This is a genomic window from Pseudomonas sp. P7779, from assembly GCF_013386315.1.
Classification (GTDB): Bacteria; Pseudomonadota; Gammaproteobacteria; order Pseudomonadales; family Pseudomonadaceae; genus Aquipseudomonas.
The window spans coordinates 1-16,763 of the sequence record NZ_JACARZ010000114.1 but is presented as its reverse complement, the minus strand read 5'-3'; the positions used below and the strand labels follow the sequence as shown (position 1 = coordinate 16,763).

At 61.1% G+C, this 16,763-nt stretch carries 15 protein-coding genes; 12 read left to right on the top strand and 3 right to left on the bottom strand.

Annotated elements, in window-relative coordinates; all coding sequences use genetic code 11:
• The first annotated feature begins 156 nt into the window (after positions 1–156).
• Positions 157–1,845 carry a long-chain-fatty-acid--CoA ligase FadD2 gene (gene fadD2, locus HX869_RS27445; protein WP_178903948.1) on the top strand — a complete coding sequence of 563 codons (1,689 nt, stop codon included), beginning with the start codon at positions 157–159 and terminating at the stop codon, positions 1,843–1,845.
• A 394-nt stretch (positions 1,846–2,239) separates the two neighbouring features.
• Complete coding sequence (fadD1, locus tag HX869_RS27440; protein ID WP_003213041.1) at positions 2,240–3,931, top strand: long-chain-fatty-acid--CoA ligase FadD1; 1,692 nt, start codon at positions 2,240–2,242, stop codon at positions 3,929–3,931.
• 183 nt (positions 3,932–4,114) lie between these two features.
• Here fadD1 and HX869_RS27435 read toward each other — a convergent pair whose 3' ends face one another.
• The gene (locus tag HX869_RS27435) at positions 4,115–4,492 is read right to left on the bottom strand and encodes a hypothetical protein (RefSeq protein ID WP_003213043.1); all 378 of its coding nucleotides are present in this window, start codon (positions 4,490–4,492) and stop codon (positions 4,115–4,117) included.
• A 199-nt stretch (positions 4,493–4,691) separates the two neighbouring features.
• On the opposite strand from HX869_RS27435, the gene HX869_RS27430 reads away from it, so the two are divergent.
• The 3 genes from HX869_RS27430 (at position 4,692) to def (ending at position 6,546) form a co-directional block, all read left to right on the top strand.
• The gene (locus HX869_RS27430; RefSeq protein WP_003213044.1) at positions 4,692–4,877 is read left to right on the top strand and encodes a CsbD family protein; all 186 of its coding nucleotides are present in this window, start codon (positions 4,692–4,694) and stop codon (positions 4,875–4,877) included.
• 181 nt (positions 4,878–5,058) lie between these two features.
• On the top strand, positions 5,059–6,003 hold the full coding sequence (locus HX869_RS27425; protein WP_177008473.1) for a YihY/virulence factor BrkB family protein: 945 nt from the start codon (positions 5,059–5,061) through the stop codon (positions 6,001–6,003).
• A gap of 3 nt (positions 6,004–6,006) precedes the next feature.
• A complete protein-coding gene (def, locus tag HX869_RS27420; protein WP_003213049.1) occupies positions 6,007–6,546 on the top strand; it encodes a peptide deformylase in 540 nt (179 codons plus the stop codon).
• A gap of 136 nt (positions 6,547–6,682) precedes the next feature.
• Here the strand turns inward: def and HX869_RS27415 are convergent, their stop codons facing one another.
• Together HX869_RS27415 and HX869_RS27410 are read right to left on the bottom strand one after the other, a co-directional pair.
• Positions 6,683–7,501: a class I SAM-dependent methyltransferase gene (locus tag HX869_RS27415; RefSeq protein ID WP_177019384.1), complete on the bottom strand. Its 819-nt coding sequence runs from the start codon at positions 7,499–7,501 to the stop codon at positions 6,683–6,685.
• A gap of 60 nt (positions 7,502–7,561) precedes the next feature.
• Positions 7,562–7,999 carry a GNAT family N-acetyltransferase gene (locus HX869_RS27410; protein ID WP_178903955.1) on the bottom strand — a complete coding sequence of 146 codons (438 nt, stop codon included), beginning with the start codon at positions 7,997–7,999 and terminating at the stop codon, positions 7,562–7,564.
• Between the two features lie 334 nt (positions 8,000–8,333).
• Here HX869_RS27410 and HX869_RS27405 point away from each other — a divergent pair, with 334 nt between their 5' ends.
• The 7 genes from HX869_RS27405 (at position 8,334) to HX869_RS27375 (ending at position 16,703) form a co-directional block, all read left to right on the top strand.
• On the top strand, positions 8,334–9,275 hold the full coding sequence (locus HX869_RS27405) for a fatty acid desaturase (RefSeq protein ID WP_008431594.1): 942 nt from the start codon (positions 8,334–8,336) through the stop codon (positions 9,273–9,275).
• Between the two features lie 9 nt (positions 9,276–9,284).
• Positions 9,285–10,064 (top strand): phosphate/phosphite/phosphonate ABC transporter substrate-binding protein, encoded by a 780-nt coding sequence (locus HX869_RS27400; protein ID WP_008431597.1) that lies wholly within the window; start codon positions 9,285–9,287, stop codon positions 10,062–10,064.
• A gap of 218 nt (positions 10,065–10,282) precedes the next feature.
• A complete protein-coding gene (locus tag HX869_RS27395) occupies positions 10,283–10,792 on the top strand; it encodes a sigma-70 family RNA polymerase sigma factor (RefSeq protein WP_178903947.1) in 510 nt (169 codons plus the stop codon).
• Positions 10,789–11,724: a FecR domain-containing protein gene (locus HX869_RS27390; protein WP_178903946.1), complete on the top strand. Its 936-nt coding sequence runs from the start codon at positions 10,789–10,791 to the stop codon at positions 11,722–11,724. The genes HX869_RS27395 and HX869_RS27390 overlap by 4 nt, the downstream gene beginning before the upstream one ends.
• A gap of 253 nt (positions 11,725–11,977) precedes the next feature.
• A complete protein-coding gene (locus tag HX869_RS27385; protein ID WP_102369756.1) occupies positions 11,978–14,617 on the top strand; it encodes a TonB-dependent receptor in 2,640 nt (879 codons plus the stop codon).
• Positions 14,618–14,763: 146 nt separating this feature from the next.
• Positions 14,764–15,777 (top strand): ABC transporter substrate-binding protein, encoded by a 1,014-nt coding sequence (locus HX869_RS27380; RefSeq protein ID WP_178903945.1) that lies wholly within the window; start codon positions 14,764–14,766, stop codon positions 15,775–15,777.
• On the top strand, positions 15,777–16,703 hold the full coding sequence (locus HX869_RS27375) for an aliphatic sulfonate ABC transporter substrate-binding protein (RefSeq protein ID WP_087693173.1): 927 nt from the start codon (positions 15,777–15,779) through the stop codon (positions 16,701–16,703). Before HX869_RS27380 ends, HX869_RS27375 begins: the two co-directional genes overlap by 1 nt.
• Positions 16,704–16,763: the final 60 nt, after the last annotated feature.

Sequence of the window (16,763 nt, the reverse complement as noted above, 5' to 3'; positions counted from 1 at the left end):
GCTGGATCAGCGCTGGCCTTGGCGGGGAGATTCACACAATCAATGACGCATCTTGTTGTATTTGCCTGATTGACCATAGCTGCTAACGTCCCCAAAGCTCCGCTTTCATCGCAACATCAAAAGCGGCCGGACCACTCAGGTAAGAGGACAAGAATAATGCAACCTGATTTCTGGAATGACAAACGCGCAGCCGGGGTTCCCAACGAGATCGACCTCACAGCCTATAAATCGGTGATCGAAGTCTTCGAGCGTTCCTGCAAGACCTTTGCCGATCGTCCGGCGTTCAGCAACATGGGGATCACCCTGACCTACGCCGAGCTGGATCGGCGCAGCGCCGCGTTCGCCGGTTACCTGCAGTGGCACACCGACCTCAAGCCGGGTGACCGCATTGCCGTGCAGATGCCCAACGTCCTGCATTATCCGATTGCCGTTTTCGGCGCCCTGCGCGCCGGGCTGATCGTGGTCAACACCAACCCGTTGTACACCCCGCGGGAAATGCGTCACCAATTCAAGGATGCCGGCATTCGTGCGCTGGTGTACCTGAACCTGTTTGGCTCGCGTGTTGAAGAAGTCAGCAAGGACACCGAGATCGAATACCTGATCGAAGCGAAGATGGGCGACTTCATGCCCGCCGCCAAGGGCTGGCTGATCAACACCGTGGTCGACAAGGTGAAGAAGATGGTCCCGGCCTATAACCTGCCGCAAGCCATCTCCTTCAAGCGCGCCCTGCGCATGGGCGCCGGCCAGGCACTCAACCGCCACCCGGTGACCCTCGACGACATCGCGGTGCTGCAATACACCGGCGGCACCACCGGCCTGGCCAAGGGCGCAATGCTTACCCACAGCAACCTGGTGGCCAACATGCAGCAAGTGCGGGCGTGCATGTCGCAACTGGGGGACGACGGCCATCCGCTTATCAAGGAGGGGCAGGAGGTGATGGTGGCGCCGCTGCCGCTGTACCACATCTATGCCTTCACCGCGAATTGCATGTGCATGATGGTGTCGGGCAACCACAACGTGCTGATCACCAATCCCCGGGACATCGGCGGCTTTATCAAGGAGCTGAAAAAGTGGCGCTTCACCGGGCTGCTGGGGCTCAACACCCTGTTCGTGGCCTTGATGGACCACCCGGACTTCAAGAGCCTGGATTTCTCCCACCTCAAGCTCACCAACTCCGGCGGCACCGCACTGGTCAAGGCCACGGCCGAGCGCTGGCAGCAACTGACCGGCTGTGCGATTGGTGAAGGCTACGGCTTGACCGAAACCTCACCGGTGGCCAGCACCAACCCCTATGGCGGCAAATCGAAGCTGGGCACCGTGGGCATTCCGGTGCCGGGCACGGCGATGAAGATCATCGACGACAACGGCGCGGAGCTGCCGCTGGGCGAGCGGGGCGAGCTCTGCATCAAGGGCCCGCAAGTGATGAAGGGCTACTGGCAGCAGCCGGTGGCCACTGCCGAGACCCTGGACGCCGAAGGCTGGCTCAAGACCGGCGATATCGCGGTGATCGACCCGGACGGCTTTGTGCGCATCGTTGATCGCAAGAAGGATCTGATCATCGTCTCGGGGTTCAACGTGTACCCCAACGAGATCGAAGACGTGGTGATGGCGCATCCGGCGGTGGCCAGCTGCGCGGTGATCGGCGTACCGGACGAGCGTACCGGCGAGGCGGTGAAGCTGTTTGTGGTGGCCCGTGCCCAGGGCGTGAGCCTTGAAGAGCTGAAGACCTACTGCAAGGCCAACTTCACCGGCTACAAGGTGCCCAAGCATATTGTGTTGCGTGAGTCGTTGCCGATGACGCCGGTGGGCAAGATCCTGCGGCGCGAATTGCGCGACATAGCCTGATTTGAAATAAGGTCAAAAAATGTGGGAGCGGGCTTGCTCGCGAAAGCGGTGTACCAGTCGACATATCCTGTGACTGACACTGCGCTTTCGCGAGCAAGCCCGCTCCCACATTTGGTTTTTATTCATTCAGTTTAAATGCGTAGAAGCCCATTCCAGAGCCCTTTCTTGGCTTATAGAATCTTTGCTCTAAAAATGACCATTGGATATTCTTGAGTCATGTTTATGACCGTAGGGGCCTCTTTTGGCTCTAGGCGGCCCTTGGCAAAGCTGCTACTCTCGGCGCGCTTTGTGACCTCTTGGCCTGCTTTTAACCGCCAGACTCACCCAAAAACAAACAAATAATAATCGCATCAAATGCGATGAATGAATTCGCGTCGCTGAGGAGTGGGCTTCCATGATCGAAGACTTTTGGAAGGATAAGTACCCCGCCGGGATTGCTGCAGAAATCAATCCAGACGAGTATCCGAATATTCAGGCGGTACTGAAGCAGTCCTGCCAACGCTTCGCCAACAAACCGGCTTTCAGCAACCTGGGCAAGACAATCACCTACGGTGAACTGTACGAACTGTCCGGCGCCTTCGCCGCTTACCTGCAACAGCATACCGACTTGCAGCCCGGTGATCGAATCGCCGTGCAACTGCCCAACGTCCTGCAATACCCGGTCGCCGTATTCGGTGCCATCCGTGCCGGCTTGATCGTGGTCAACACCAACCCGCTGTACACCGCGCGGGAAATGGAACACCAATTCAACGACTCCGGTGCCAAGGCCCTGGTCTGCCTGGCCAACATGGCGCACCTGGCTGAAAAAGTCGTGCCCAAGACTTCCGTCAGGCACGTGATCGTCACCGAAGTCGCCGACCTGTTGCCGCCGCTCAAGCGCCTGCTGATCAACAGCGTCATCAAGTACGTGAAGAAGATGGTCCCGGCCTATCACTTGCCCAAGGCGATCAAGTTCAACGACGTATTGGCCAAGGGCCACGGCCAGCCGGTGAACGAAGTCAGCCCCGCCAGCGACGAAGTCGCCGTATTGCAATACACCGGCGGCACCACCGGCGTGGCCAAAGGCGCGATGCTGACCCACCGCAACCTCGTCGCCAACATGCTGCAGTGCAAGGCGCTGATGGGCTCCAACCTCAATGAAGGCTGCGAGATCCTGATCACCCCGCTGCCGCTGTACCACATCTATGCCTTCACCTTTCATTGCATGGCGATGATGCTGATCGGCAACCACAACATCCTGATCAGCAACCCGCGCGACCTGTCGGCGATGGTCAAGGAACTGTCGAAGTGGAAGTTCAGCGGCTTTGTCGGCCTGAACACCCTGTTTGTTGCCCTGTGCAACAACGATGCCTTCCGCAAGCTGGATTTCTCGGCGCTGAAGGTCACCCTGTCAGGCGGCATGGCCCTGCAACTGGCGGCGGCCGAGCGCTGGAAAGCGGTCACCGGCTGCTCCATCTGCGAAGGTTACGGCATGACCGAAACCAGCCCGGTGGCCACCGTGAACCCGATCCAGAACATCCAGATCGGCACCATCGGCATTCCGGTGCCGTCGACCCTGTGCAAGGTCATCACCGATGACGGCGTCGAACTGGCGCTGGGTGAAGTGGGCGAGTTGTGCGTCAAGGGCCCGCAAGTGATGAAGGGCTACTGGCAGCGCGAAGACGCCACCGCCGAGATTCTCGACAGCGAAGGCTGGCTGAAGACCGGTGACATCGCGATCATCCAGCCGGATGGCTACATGCGCATTGTCGACCGCAAGAAGGACATGATTCTGGTCTCCGGTTTCAACGTCTACCCCAACGAGCTGGAAGACGTGCTGGCGACCCTGCCGGGCGTGCTGCAATGCGCGGCCATTGGTGTGCCGGACGAGAAGTCCGGGGAACACATCAAGATCTTCATCGTGGTCAAGCCGGGTGCCAGCCTGACCAAAGACCAGGTGATGGAGCACATGCGCGCCAACGTCACCGGCTACAAGGTGCCCAAGGCCGTGGAATTCCGCGATGCGCTGCCGACTACCAACGTGGGCAAGATCCTGCGCCGCGAACTGCGGGATGAAGAACTGAAAAAGCTGGGTTTGAAGAAGTAACTCGGCCCCCAACAAAAAGCCCCGCAGATGCGGGGCTTTTTATTGAACGCTGATTTTCCCGCATTGAAATGCAATCCAAATGTGGGAGCGGGCTTGCTCGCGAAAGCGGTGTGCCAGTGATATACCGGTTACTGACACACCGCATTCGCGAGCAAGCCCGCTCCCACAGTTTTTACCATATTCCTACAGTGCGAACTGCGCGAAGCTCACACCGGCACCGGCCGGGCGTACGTCCTTGAGGAACGAGTCCTTGTCGGCACTCAGCTCCAGGGTAATCTCCGGCTTGCGCTTGCCGGCATTGCGCACCACCAGGCCTTCCAGCTTCTCGCGCAAAAACACCGTTGGCACCTTCAAGTGCAGCAACTGGTCGCTCTCGGCGTTGTGCATCAACAAGTGGATCCACTCGTACTGGCCCACGGCAATCCGGCCCACCGGCAGGTCGAACCACCAGATGTTGCGTTTGCGGTCCAGGTCGGTGAAGTGGCAGTTGTTGACACCGAGTACGGCACCGCCCAGTTCCTGGTTTCTGCGGGCAATGGCCTGTGCTTTATTGAGTTTCATAACCTTCCTACGGGATCTGTTACCCAGCGCTTGCGCCTGGATGTGCCCGGCATTCTCGTGGGTTGGCCGCAAAACATAAAGCCAAACCTGTACGGCGCGATGAAATGCCGCTGAAAAAATAATTGAAACTCTCTGGAAAGGCCAAGGGTCAACGTTTACGTAGTGACCAAAATCCTTGATTGTTCCCAGGAGAAATACCATGAGTAGCACATCGGATAAGGCAAAAGGTTTGGCGAACGAAGCCGTAGGCAACATCAAGCAAGGTGTTGGCAAAGTCACCGGCAACGACAAGTTGCGGGCTGAAGGCGTGGTTCAGGAAAAGAAAGGTGAAGTGCAAAAAGCAGTCGGCGACACCAAGGACGCAGTAAAGAAAGCGGTCAAATAGTCCCGACCTGGCTGCCTGCACTCCAGCAGCCCGACGGCCATCCACGGATGGCCGTTTTTGTGTCACCTGCAGTGATTAAAGTTTGGAAATTGTTTCAAGGTCGCCAAATAAGCTACCTTGATGTAGAAAACGGCCCCTGAGTCGCCCACGAACTCAACTTTTTGCGGCGAAAGGAGACGCTATGATTTTTCCGGTATTACAAGGCTTGCCCCTGCACAAAGTGCTGGTGCGCACTGTCACAGAGTTCCTCGATGACGAGATGCCTACGTACGCCTCGGCGCTGGCCTACCAGATGCTGTTCTCGCTGTTTCCCTTCCTGCTGTTCCTGATTGCCCTGATCGGTTTCCTGCACCTGCCGGACTTCTTCACCTGGCTGCGCATGCAATCGGAACTGGTATTGCCGCCCCAGGCCCTGGAGCAGGTCAACCCGGTGATCGACCAGTTGCAGCAATCCAAGGGTGGCCTGTTGTCGGTGGGTATCGTGATCGCGCTGTACACCGCCTCGGCGGGTGTGCGCCTGATGATGAGTGCGATGAATGCCGCCTATGACGTGGTGGAAGGCCGACCGATCTGGAAGCGCTTCCCGCTGTCGATTTTCTACACCGTAGGCTTCGCCGGCATGCTGTTGGCCGCCGCCGCCTTGATGGTGCTCGGGCCCCAGGTGATGGAATGGCTGGCGGGGCAGATCGGCATGCAGGAATTCGTGGTCACCCTGTGGACCATCCTGCGTTGGCCGCTGATCGTCATCCTGTTGATGTTCTCCGTGGCGTTGATGTACTACGTGATGCCTGACGTGAAACAGAAGTTTCGCTTTATCACCCCGGGATCGGTGCTGGCGGTGGTGGTCTGGATCGTCGCTTCCCTGGGGTTTGGCTACTACGTCAAAACCTTTGCCGACTACAACGCCATGTATGGCAGTATCGGCGCGATCATTGTGCTGCTGTTGTACTTCTACATCTCGGCTGCCGTGCTGTTGCTGGGGGCGGAGATGAATGCGGTGATCGAACACATGTCGGCCGAAGGCAAGGATCCTGGTGAAAAGGACTTTGGCGAGCACGACGACAAACAACATGTCTCAGGCCTTGGCCGGGACCACTCACTCAAGCCCACTACCGATGAAGTCTGATCGATGATCCGTGAAATCCTGAAAATGGGCGATGAGCGCCTGCTGCGCATTGCCCCGCCGGTTCCGCCGGAAATGTTCGACAGCCCCGAGCTGTGGCAGTTGATTGATGACATGTTCCAGACCATGGAACACGTCGGCGGCGTCGGCCTGGCCGCACCGCAGATTGGAGTGGACCTGCAACTGGTGATCTTCGGTTTCGAGAGCAGCGAACGCTACCCGGACGCGCCCGCCGTGCCCCAGACCATCCTGATCAACCCGCTGATCACGCCGCTCAGCCCGGTGCTGGAAGAAGGCTATGAAGGGTGCCTGTCGGTGCCGGGGTTGCGCGGGGCCGTGGACCGTTACCAGCAGATTCGCTACGAAGGGTTTGACCCCAAGGGCGAGCCGATTGTGCGGATTGCCGAAGGCTTTCACGCGCGGGTGGTACAGCACGAGTGCGATCACCTGATCGGCCGGCTGTACCCGTCGCGGATTACCGATTTCAGCAAGTTCGGGTTTATCGAAGTGATGTTCCCGGATATGGATCCCACCGCAGACGAATAACCCTCAGGCAAAACACACCTCAAACTGTGGGAGCGGGCTTGCTCGCGAAAGCGGTGTGCCAGTCACCGAAGATATAGACTGATCCACCGCATTCGCGAGCAAGCCCGCTCCCACATTTGTTCTGCGTGCATTCAGCTTATTTTGCGGGCTTCACAAACCGCAACGTCATCCGGTCCGACTCACCAATCGCCACATACTTGGCCTTGTCCTTTTCCCCCAACGTCAACGCCGGCGGCAAGGTCCAGACCCCATCCGGGTAGTCCTTGGTATCTTTCGGGTTGGCATTCACCTCGCTCTGCCCCTCAAGCTTGAACCCCGCATCCGTCGCCAGTTTCACCACATACGCGGTGGTCAGGTAACCGCTGTGCTTGATGTCTTCCAGCGATGCCCCGTCCTTGGCCCGGTGATCCACCACCCCCAGCACGCCGCCCGGTTTCAACACCTTGAAGAACGCCTCGAACATCGCCGGCGCCGTATCCGCCATCACCCAGTTATGCACGTTGCGAAAGGTCAGCACGGTGTCGGCCGAGCCAGGCTTGCCCAGCACTGGAGCCTTGGGGTCGAACTCGGCGAAGCCGGCCTTGGAATAATGCACCGGGTCTGCGGCGAATTTCTTTTTCAGGTTTTCTTCTGATGTACGCGCGTAGGCACTGCTGTTCGGCGCCTGCACGGCAGCGATGTAGTGGCCGTTATCCTTGAGCAGCGGCGCCAGCAGCTCGCTGTACCAGCCACCACCGGGGGTGATTTCGATCAGGGTCTGGTCGGCCCGCAGGCCAAAGAATTCCAGGGTCTGCTGCGGGTGGCGATAAATATCGCGCGCGCTGTTGGCAGGCACGCGCCAACTGCCGGCGAGCACGGTTGCATACTGCTCGGCGGAAACCGGCGCTTCGGCTGCCTGGCTCAAGGCCGGGGCGAGGAGGGCTGCAAGGGATAAGGCTGCAAGGGTCGCTTTCATGATCATCCTGTAATAGGCCGCTGGTGCCGCCGAGGCTAGCATGGGGCCCACAACGGCTGATCACACTTTATTGAAGGTCGACCTCACCAACGGTTCTAAGCCCATGGCGATCATCGGCTTGTTGCGTTTGTAGCGCACCAGGCGCTCCGACAAGGACTGCGGCAGCAACGTGTCCTGGGTAAAACCCTGGCGTTGATAAAAGCCTTCCAGGTCCGGATGGCACAGCAGCCACACCGTGCCTTCAACGCTTGCGACCGAGGCGCGGATCAATTGCGCCGCCAGCCCCTGGCCACGCAGCGCCGGGTCGACAAACAGCCCGGTCAACCACTGCCCACCCACCACCGGCGTCAGGCACAGGCCCGCGACAACCTCGCTGCCCCTAGCCACCCACAACTGGCCACCCTTGAGGGCCTTCATCGGTGAGTTATGGCTGCGGTAGAACTTGTTCAGCAGCGGCCACAACGGCTCTGCCAGTCGGTCGATGTGCAACTCGGGCATGGTTTTCAAACACGCGAATCCAGGGGGTGCAGATTATAAGTCGGGCAAAGCGCCTTCTGTTGGGCAATCGGTGTTATACCCAGTGTTACATCCCCTGTAAGTGGAGCACGCATCATGGCCAAAGGTCTGAATTCCAAGAAAGCTGACAAGAAGAAACCGGCAAAGACCGCCGATGAAAAACGCGCCGAGAAAAAGGCCAAGAAAACCGACAGCAACCTGTTCGGTCATTAAGTTCTAAGCTAAGCACCAAACGATCTGCAAGATTTTCCCGCCCCATTGCACAGAGCAGGATGAAGCCGACTTTTTCGTCGGCCACGCCTGCCCTGAGCTGCCGATGTCCAACTACCTTGATGAAACCCAGCGCCGGGAAATCGAAGCCCTGGCCCAGACCTTTACCGCCCGCACCGAGTGGCCGACCTGGCTGCTGTTGATCGGCGTCTATGCCGGCTGGTTTGCGGTGATCCTCGCCAGCCACTGGCTTGGCCTGTGGCTGAGTACCGCACTGTTGATCCCGCTCGTGACGCTGTGGATGTCCCTGCAACACGAACTGCTGCACGGCCATCCCACGCGCTTCACTGCTTTGAACAAACTCCTCGGCTACGCACCGTTTGCCGTCTGGTACCCCTACACCCTGTACCGCAACTGCCACCTGGTGCACCACAACGACGAAGACCTGACGGTGCCCGGTGTCGACCCGGAAAGCCGCTACCTGAATCAGCGGCAGTGGGATGACAGTTCGCTGTTCGAGCGCACCTTGCATTGGCTGACCAAGACCGTCCTGGGGCGCTTCCTGTTGGGTTCGCCGCTGGCGCTGTGGAAGCTGGCGCGCAACGAGGTCAGACGCCTGCGCAAAGGCCAGCGCCAGGCGTGGCTGATGTGGCTGAGCCATGGCACCGTGACCGTGCTGATGCTGACCTTCATCGCCCACTACAGCGTGCTGCCGGTGTGGCACTACGTGGCGCTGGTCAGCGTGCCGGCCTTGTCGGTGGCGGCGATCCGTTCCTACTATGAGCATCGCCCGCACCCACAACCGGAACAGCGCACGGTGCTTAACGAAGCCGCCTGGCCGTGGACCTGGCTGTTCCTCAACAACAACCTGCACCTGGTGCATCACGACTTGCCGAAGCTGCCGTGGTATTTGCTGCCCACCGTGTACCGCGCGCGCCGCGAACAATGGGTGGCGCGCAGCGGCGGGTTCCTGGTGCAGGGTTACGGCCAGTTGATCGGCCGTCACGGGCTCAAGGCCATCGACAGCCCACGGCACCCCTTTGCTTGAGAGACGACCATGAGTGACCGCTACGCCGAACTGCTGATGTACGTGGCGCCGCAGCAGGTGCAACAGGCCAATGAGCGCTGGCTTTCGCGCATCCTTGAGCGCCTGGGCGCGACCCGCCGCAAGGCTGATCATCTCGACCTGCGCAGCCTGTGGCGTGCCCCGCAATTGCTGCTGACGCAAACCTGCGGCTACCCGCTGATGACCGAGCTGCGCGGGCAAGTCCAGGTGATTGGCCGCCCGCGCTACGAACTGCCCCACAGCAGCGGCGGCCAGCATTGCAGCCTGCTGCTGACCCGCGACGACAATCCCCGCGTTGCCTTGGCGGACTTCCAAGACAGCCGCGGTGTGATCAACGGCCATGACTCCAACAGCGGCATGAACCTGCTGCGCGAACGCCTGGCGCCGCTGCAGCAGGGCGGTCGGTTCTTTGCCGAAGTCGGCATCAGCGGCGCCCATCGCGAAAGCCTGCGCTGGCTGCGGGAAAACCGCGCCGACCTTGCCGCCATCGACAGCGTGACCTACGACTACCTCGCCCGTTTTGCGCCAGAGGAAGTGGCCGGGCTGCGGATCGTCACCCGCAGCGCGCCCAGCCCGACGCTGCCTTACATCAGCGCGCCGGGCTCAAGTGAACACCTGCGGGAGGTCATGAACCTGGCCTTGCAGGATCTGCCCGAAGTGGTGCAAACCCTCGGCGTACACGAAGTGCTGCCCGCCACCGAAGCGGATTACCAGGTGCTGCTGGATTACCGGCAGCAGGCTGAAGCCTTGGGTTATCCACGCCTCCAATGATCGTTCCCACGCTCCGCGTGGGAATGCATCCTGTGACGCTCTGTCTCACGATTTCAAAGCAGACGCAGAGCGTCCAAGGCGGGATTCCCACGCAGAGCGTGTGAACGATCGGTTATATAAAAATACCTTTTAAATATTATTAAAGAATAAGCAGCCTTGCTAGGATCGCTCCACCGGAACACCGGACATAACGCGCAACCTACTCAGATGGAGCCACTATGTCCGGCGCCGACACTTCTCACAGCGATTACGTGGGCGGATTATTCCGCAGTCATTACGACTGGCTGTGCGGCCGTTTGCACCGCCATCTCGATTCCCGTGCCCACGCCGAAGACATCGCCGCCGACACCTTCGTCCAGCTCCTGAGTTCCCCGGGCGTGGCGCCGATCCGCCAGCCACGCGCCTTGCTCACCACCATTGCCCAACGCCTGATGTACCAGCTGTGGCGTCGCCGTGACTTGGAGCGCGCTTACCTCGACGCCCTCGACCAGGACGAAACCTCGCCCGCGTCATCCCCTGAGGATTTGGCGCAGATGCTCGAAGCCCTGCAGGCCATCGACCAGTTGCTCGACGGCTTGCCGGCCAAGGTCAAGGCGACCTTTCTGCTGTCGCAACTCAATGGCCTGACCTACCCGGAAATCGCGGCCGAGCTGGGCATTTCCCAACGCTCGGTCAGCGACTACATGACCCGTGCCGTCAACCGCTGCCTGCGGCTGTGCCTGGAATGAGCGACGAACTGATCGACAGCGCCACTCGCTGGGTGGTGTTGCTGCGCTCCGGCGAGGCGAGTGCCGCCGACTGGCAGCGTTACCATCAGTGGCGCGCCGCAGACCCGCGTCACGAAGCCTTGTGCCAACAACTGGAAACCCGCCTCGGTGTGTTTCAAATTCCGCAGACCCAAGGCGTCAGCGGCAAGGTATTGCAGCAGGCACTGGACGCGCCATCCAGCCGCCGCACCGTATTGCGCGGCGCCCTGGTGGGCGCTGGCCTGATGCTGGGCGCCGGTTGGCTGGCCCGGCCGGTGGTGGAGGATTTGACCGCCGATATCCGCACCGGCACCGGCGAACGGCGCACTGTAGCGCTGGCCGATGGCAGCGAGTTACTGCTCAACGCCCGCAGTGCCGCCGACATCCAGTTCGACCCGCAACACCGCTTGGTGCGCCTGCGCGATGGCGAGTTGCTGGTGAAGATTGCCAGGGACAGCAACCGACCGTTTTTCATCCAGACCGATCAAGCTCGACTGCATGCCTTGGGCAATCGCCTGTTGCTGCGCGAGCGCGAAGGGCAGGGCCATGTGGTGGCGCTCAACGGTGTCCTGGAGATCGACGGCCAGAACGGTGAACGCCTGCAACTGGAGGCCGGGCACGAGGTGACTTATGACCGCTTCGGCTTCGGCCCGGTGCTGGCCAGTTCCTCGGGGGCGACGGCGTGGATCGACGGTTTCCTGCAAGTGCGCGACCGCCCGCTGGTGGAAGTGATCGACGCACTGCGCCCGTATCACAACGGTGTGCTGCGCCTCGATCCGGCGGTGGCAGAGTTGCGGGTCAGCGGCCTGTACCGCCTCGACAATCCCGACCAGATCCTCGACACCCTGGCACGCACCCTGCCGATCCACATCACCCGCCGGACCGGGTTGTGGGTGACCGTCAGTGCCACCTGAAAACGGTTCACCTCGGTCAATGTGGGAGCTGGCTTGCCTGCGATGCGAGCACCTCGGCCTCTCAGATGTACCGCAGCGATACCATCGCAGCCTCGCTAAAGCTCGACAGCTCCCACAGTTGACCGCGTCGTTTCCGAATGTCGGTTCTAACGCCATAACCAAACGATCTGCAAGTTTTCCCCCGGCCATCCCACATCACTCCCGTAAGCGCTGCGGGGAGCAGCGCTCAGGAGTTTCCTTGGGGGGAGCCAACGTGAGCCCATTCAACCGTACACCGCTTCGAACCTTTGCCCTGGTGCCGTTGGCCAGTCTGTTCCTGTCTTTCGCTGCCAGCGCCGAAGAGGCGCGGCAGGTCTACCACATCGCGCCCGGCCCGCTGGATGAAGTGCTGCTGAACATCAGCCGCCAGAGCGGCCAGGTGATTTCCTTCACGCCACAATTGGGCAACTATTCCTCGGCGCGGGTCGACGGTTCGCTGTCGGCGCAACAGGCGGTAGACGCCGCGCTCAAGGGCACCGGCCTGCAAGTCCAGGTCAGCCCGGACGGTGCATTCATCATCAAGGAAGGCGCCAAAGTCGCGCCTGCCAGCAACAGCATCAAGGCGCAAACCGCCGAAGCCCAGGCGCCGACCCTCGACCGTGTGGTCGCCATCGGTACCCGTCGCAGCGACGCCACGGCCCTCACCAGCAGCGCCCCGGTGGATGTGATCAACGCCGAAGAACTCAAGCAAACCGGCGCCACCAGCCTCAACCAGGCGCTGTTCCAACTGCTGCCCTCGTTCAACTTTCCGCAGAACAACAGCGCCACCCGCGGCCAGGATCCGAAAGGCGCCTCCCTGCGCGGCTTGTCCCCGGACCAGACCCTGGTGCTGATCAACGGCAAGCGCCGGCACACCTCGGCGGTGGTGAACATTTCCGGTGGCGTGCCGTTCATTGGCGCGCAGCCGGTGGACCTCGACATGATCCCCATCAGCGCCATCGACCACGTCGAAGTGCTGCGCGACGGTGCCTCGGCGCAATACGGTTCGGACGCGGTGGCGGGGGTGGTCAACATCGTGCTCAAGGAGCGCGACAGCGGTGGCGGCATCAACACCCAACTGGGCAAATACGCCCAGGGCGACGGCTTCAGCAAAACCACCGATGGCTGGTACGGCATCGGCTTGCCGGGGGATGGTTTCCTGACCCTGAGCTTCAATACCCTGAACAACAAACCCGATGACATCGGCGACAAATACGTCGCCGACGGCCAGGTACAAGACCCGCGCTGGGGCGGTGCCGGGCGCGACAAATACAACTTGGCGGCCAACGCCGAAATCGGCCTGAACGACCAATGGCGCCTCTACAGTTTCGCCACCTTCGGCCAGGACACTTCGGTAAACAACACGCCGCCGCTGCTGGCCAGCAGCCCGAACAACGTGGCCGGGATCTACCCCAACGGCACCATCCCGAAATACCGCTATCGCTATGAAGACGGCGCCGTCACCGTCGGCACCCGCTATGAAGACGAGAGCATCGGCCGCTTCGATTTGAGCGCCACCTATGGCCGCGACGAGCACGACGAACTGGCTTTCAACACCGTCAACCCGAGCTACGGGATCAACAGCCCGACCAAGTTCAACGTCGCCACCCTGGTCAACGACCAGACCAACATCACCCTGGATTACGCCAAGGATCTGAACGTCGACTGGTCGAGCCATCCACTCACCGTGTCGGCGGGCGTCGCCTACCGGCATGAGCAATACCGGCTGGAGGCCGGCGACTACGATTCCTATTCCTACGGTGGCATCGACGGCGTGCAGGTTGGCGCGGTGCAGGCTTCGGGCCTGACCCCGGATGACGCCGGCACCTTCAAGCGTGATGTGGGCGGCGTGTATTTCGGCCTGGAAAACCAGGTCACCGACAAGCTCCAGGTGGGCATTGCCGGGCGTACCGAGCACTACTCGGACTTCGGTTCAGCCACCACCGGCAAACTCTCGGCGCGCTATGACTTCACCCCGAAAGTCGGCCTGCGGGCCACGGTCAACAATGCCTACCACGCGCCCAGCCTGGGCCAGATCGGCACCTCCTGGACCACCACCACCAACCTCGACGCCAACGGCAACCCGGTGCTGACCCGCATGCTGCCGGCCGACAACCCGGCCGCCCGTGCCCTCGGTGCGCAGCCGCTGAAGCCCGAGAAGTCCACCAACTTCTCCCTGGGCCTGGTGCTGCGCCCAACCGACCAGGCCTCGCTGACCATCGACGCCTACCAGATCTCGATTCGTGACCGCCTGCTGTTCAGCGGTGGCATTTCCGGGCCGCTGGCCGAGCAGATCCTCAAGGACGCCGGCTACGGCCAGTACTCCTGGGCGCAGTTCATGACCAACGCCGCCGACACCCGCACCCGTGGCGTCGACATCGTGGGCAAGTACAACCTGGACCTTGAGCAGTTCGGCAACCTGAACCTGTCGGCGGGCTACACCAAGGCCCGCACCACCATCGAGAAGGTCCACGAAAACCCCAACGGCTTCGAAGTGCTGACCCGTGAATCCCGTGGCTTCCTGGAGCACGGTTACCCGGAAGACAAGCTGGTGTTTGGCGCGGTCCACAAGCTCAACCAATGGACCATCGCCCTCAACGAAACCCGTTACGGCAAGTACCGCAAATACGCCTCCAGCGAAGCCAACGCCCAGTACGACCAGACCTTCAGTGCGCAATGGACCACCGACCTGGACGTGAACTACGCCTTCACCAAACAACTGCGGGTGTCGGTGGGCGTCAACAACCTGTTCGACAGCAAGCCTGACGACTACAACACCCGTTTGCGCCAGACCCCGGGCCAGCAATACAGCTACCTGTCGCCGACGGCGCCGGAAGGGGCGTTTTACTACACGCGGCTCAGTTATGACTTTTAAACCCTGATGCAAAACCTGTGGCGAGGGAGCTTGCTCCCGCTGGGGCGCGTAGCGGCCCCAAGCACTTTGGGCCTGCTGCGCAGTCCAGCGGGAGCAAGCTCCCTCGCCACAAGAGCACTCTTCATGGAATCACCACGAGGTAACACATGAAAACAATCAAGAACCTGCTCGGTGGCTCGCTATTGGCACTCACCGTCCTGGCACAATCAGCCACGGCCGCCGAACCTGCCAAACCGATCCACTTCGGTGACATCACCTGGGAAAGCGGCAGCCTGATCACCGAAGTGCTGCGCCTGATCGTCGAGAAAGGCTATGGCCTGCCCACCGACACCTTGCCCGGCAGCACCGTGAGCCTGGAGGCCGCCCTGGCCAAGGACGATATCCAGGTGATCGGCGAAGAGTGGGCCGGGCGCAGTCCGGCGTGGGTCAAGGCCGAAAGCGAAGGCAAGGTGTTCGGCCTGGGCGACACCGTCAAAGGCGCTACCGAAGGCTGGTGGGTGCCGGAATACGTGATCAAGGGCGACGCCGAACGGGGCATCAAACCCCTGGCCCCGGAGCTTAAATCCGTCGCCGACCTGGCCCGCTACAAAGACGTGTTCCGCGACCCCGAAGACCCGACCCGTGGGCGCTTCCTCAACAGCCCCACCGGCTGGACCTCGGAGATCGTCAACAGCCAGAAACTCAAGGCCTATGGCCTGGCCGACAGCTACGTCAACTTCCGTACCGGCTCCGGCGCGGCGCTGGATGCCGAGGTTGCATCCTCGATCCGTCGCGGCAAGCCGGTGCTGTTCTACTACTGGTCGCCGACGCCACTGCTGGGGCGCTTCAAGTTGATCAAACTGGAAGAACCACCGTTCAACGCCGAAGCCTGGAAGACCCTGGCCGACGCCAACAACCCGCACCCCATCGGTACTCGTTCGATGCCAGCGCACCTGGCGATTGGCGTGTCGGCGCCGTTCAAGGCGCAGTACCCGCAACTGGTGACGTTCTTTGAAAAAGTCGACCTGCCGATTGACCTGCTCAACGGCATCCTCGCGCAAATGGCCGAGAAACGTACCGCGCCGCGCCAGGTGGCCGAAGCGTTCCTGAAAGAACAGCCGCAGGTCTGGCAGCAGTGGGTGCCGGCGGACGTCGCGGCCAAGGTCAAGGAGAGTCTCTGATGCGCAAGTTCATCGCAGCCACACTGCTGGCACTGTGCGCCGGGCCGCTGCTGGCGGCAGAACCGGCCACCCTGCGCGTCGGCTACCAGAAAAGCTCGGTGAGCATGGTGCTCGCCCGTGAGCATCACCTGTTCGAGCAAGGGTTGCCGGGCACCAAGGTCGAGTGGATCGAATTCCTCGGCGGCCCGCCGCTGATCGAAGCCCTAAATGGCGGCAGCATCGACATCGGCAATATCGGCGACATCCCGCCGATCTTCGCCCAGGCTGCCGGCATCGACATTCGCTACATCGGCGTCGAGCCCAATGACGGGCGCACCGAAGCCATCCTGCTGCCCAAGGACAGCACCGTGCAAAGCGTGGCCGAACTCAAGGGCAAGCGCGTGGCGTTGCTCAAGGGTTCCAGCGCCCACAACCTGTTCCTCAAAAGTTTGCTGCGTGCCGGCTTGCAGTGGAAGGACGTGAACGTGGTGTACCTGTCGCCCTCCGACGGCCGTGCCGCGTTTGAACAAGGCAAGGTCGACGCCTGGGTGGTGTGGGACCCGTACTACTCGGCGGCCGTGGTGGACGGTTCGGCGAAGGTGCTGGGGGATGGCCAGGGGCTGAACCCGGCGGGCAGTTTCTTCATCGCCAGCGGACCGTTTGCCAAGCAGCACCCGCAGGCGATTGCGGCAATTCTCAAGGTGTTTGCCCAGGCGCAGCGGTTGTCGCTGGACCAGCATGATGAAAGCGTCGCGCTGATGGCCAAGACATTGGGCTTGCAGCCGGCGGTGGTGGAGAGTTACTTCCAGCATCGCTCGCCGACGCCGAGCCGGCCATTGGAAGCGGTGGATATCGCCAACCAGCAACGTACGGCCGACGCGTTTTTTGCCAACGGCCTGATCCCGAAAAAGGTCGATGTGCAGCAGGTTGTGTTCAAGGCCCCATAACTTTATCCCTGTGGCAAGGGAGCTTGCTGTGGGGGGGAGTTTGCTGTGGCAAGGGAGCTT

Bases quoted from the DNA above. Each gene is read 5' to 3' on its own strand.
- fadD1 (WP_003213041.1), top strand. From the start codon at position 2,240: ATGATCGAAGACTTTTGGAAGGATAAGTACCCCGCCGGGATTGCTGCA.
- fadD2 (WP_178903948.1), top strand. From the start codon at position 157: ATGCAACCTGATTTCTGGAATGACAAACGCGCAGCCGGGGTTCCCAAC.
- HX869_RS27425 (WP_177008473.1), top strand. From the start codon at position 5,059: ATGATTTTTCCGGTATTACAAGGCTTGCCCCTGCACAAAGTGCTGGTG.
- HX869_RS27400 (WP_008431597.1), top strand. From the start codon at position 9,285: ATGAGTGACCGCTACGCCGAACTGCTGATGTACGTGGCGCCGCAGCAG.
- HX869_RS27435 (WP_003213043.1), bottom strand. From the start codon at position 4,492: ATGAAACTCAATAAAGCACAGGCCATTGCCCGCAGAAACCAGGAACTG.
- HX869_RS27395 (WP_178903947.1), top strand. From the start codon at position 10,283: ATGTCCGGCGCCGACACTTCTCACAGCGATTACGTGGGCGGATTATTC.
- HX869_RS27380 (WP_178903945.1), top strand. From the start codon at position 14,764: ATGAAAACAATCAAGAACCTGCTCGGTGGCTCGCTATTGGCACTCACC.
- HX869_RS27430 (WP_003213044.1), top strand. From the start codon at position 4,692: ATGAGTAGCACATCGGATAAGGCAAAAGGTTTGGCGAACGAAGCCGTA.
- HX869_RS27390 (WP_178903946.1), top strand. From the start codon at position 10,789: ATGAGCGACGAACTGATCGACAGCGCCACTCGCTGGGTGGTGTTGCTG.
- HX869_RS27410 (WP_178903955.1), bottom strand. From the start codon at position 7,999: ATGCCCGAGTTGCACATCGACCGACTGGCAGAGCCGTTGTGGCCGCTG.
- HX869_RS27405 (WP_008431594.1), top strand. From the start codon at position 8,334: ATGTCCAACTACCTTGATGAAACCCAGCGCCGGGAAATCGAAGCCCTG.
- def (WP_003213049.1), top strand. From the start codon at position 6,007: ATGATCCGTGAAATCCTGAAAATGGGCGATGAGCGCCTGCTGCGCATT.
- HX869_RS27415 (WP_177019384.1), bottom strand. From the start codon at position 7,501: ATGAAAGCGACCCTTGCAGCCTTATCCCTTGCAGCCCTCCTCGCCCCG.
- HX869_RS27375 (WP_087693173.1), top strand. From the start codon at position 15,777: ATGCGCAAGTTCATCGCAGCCACACTGCTGGCACTGTGCGCCGGGCCG.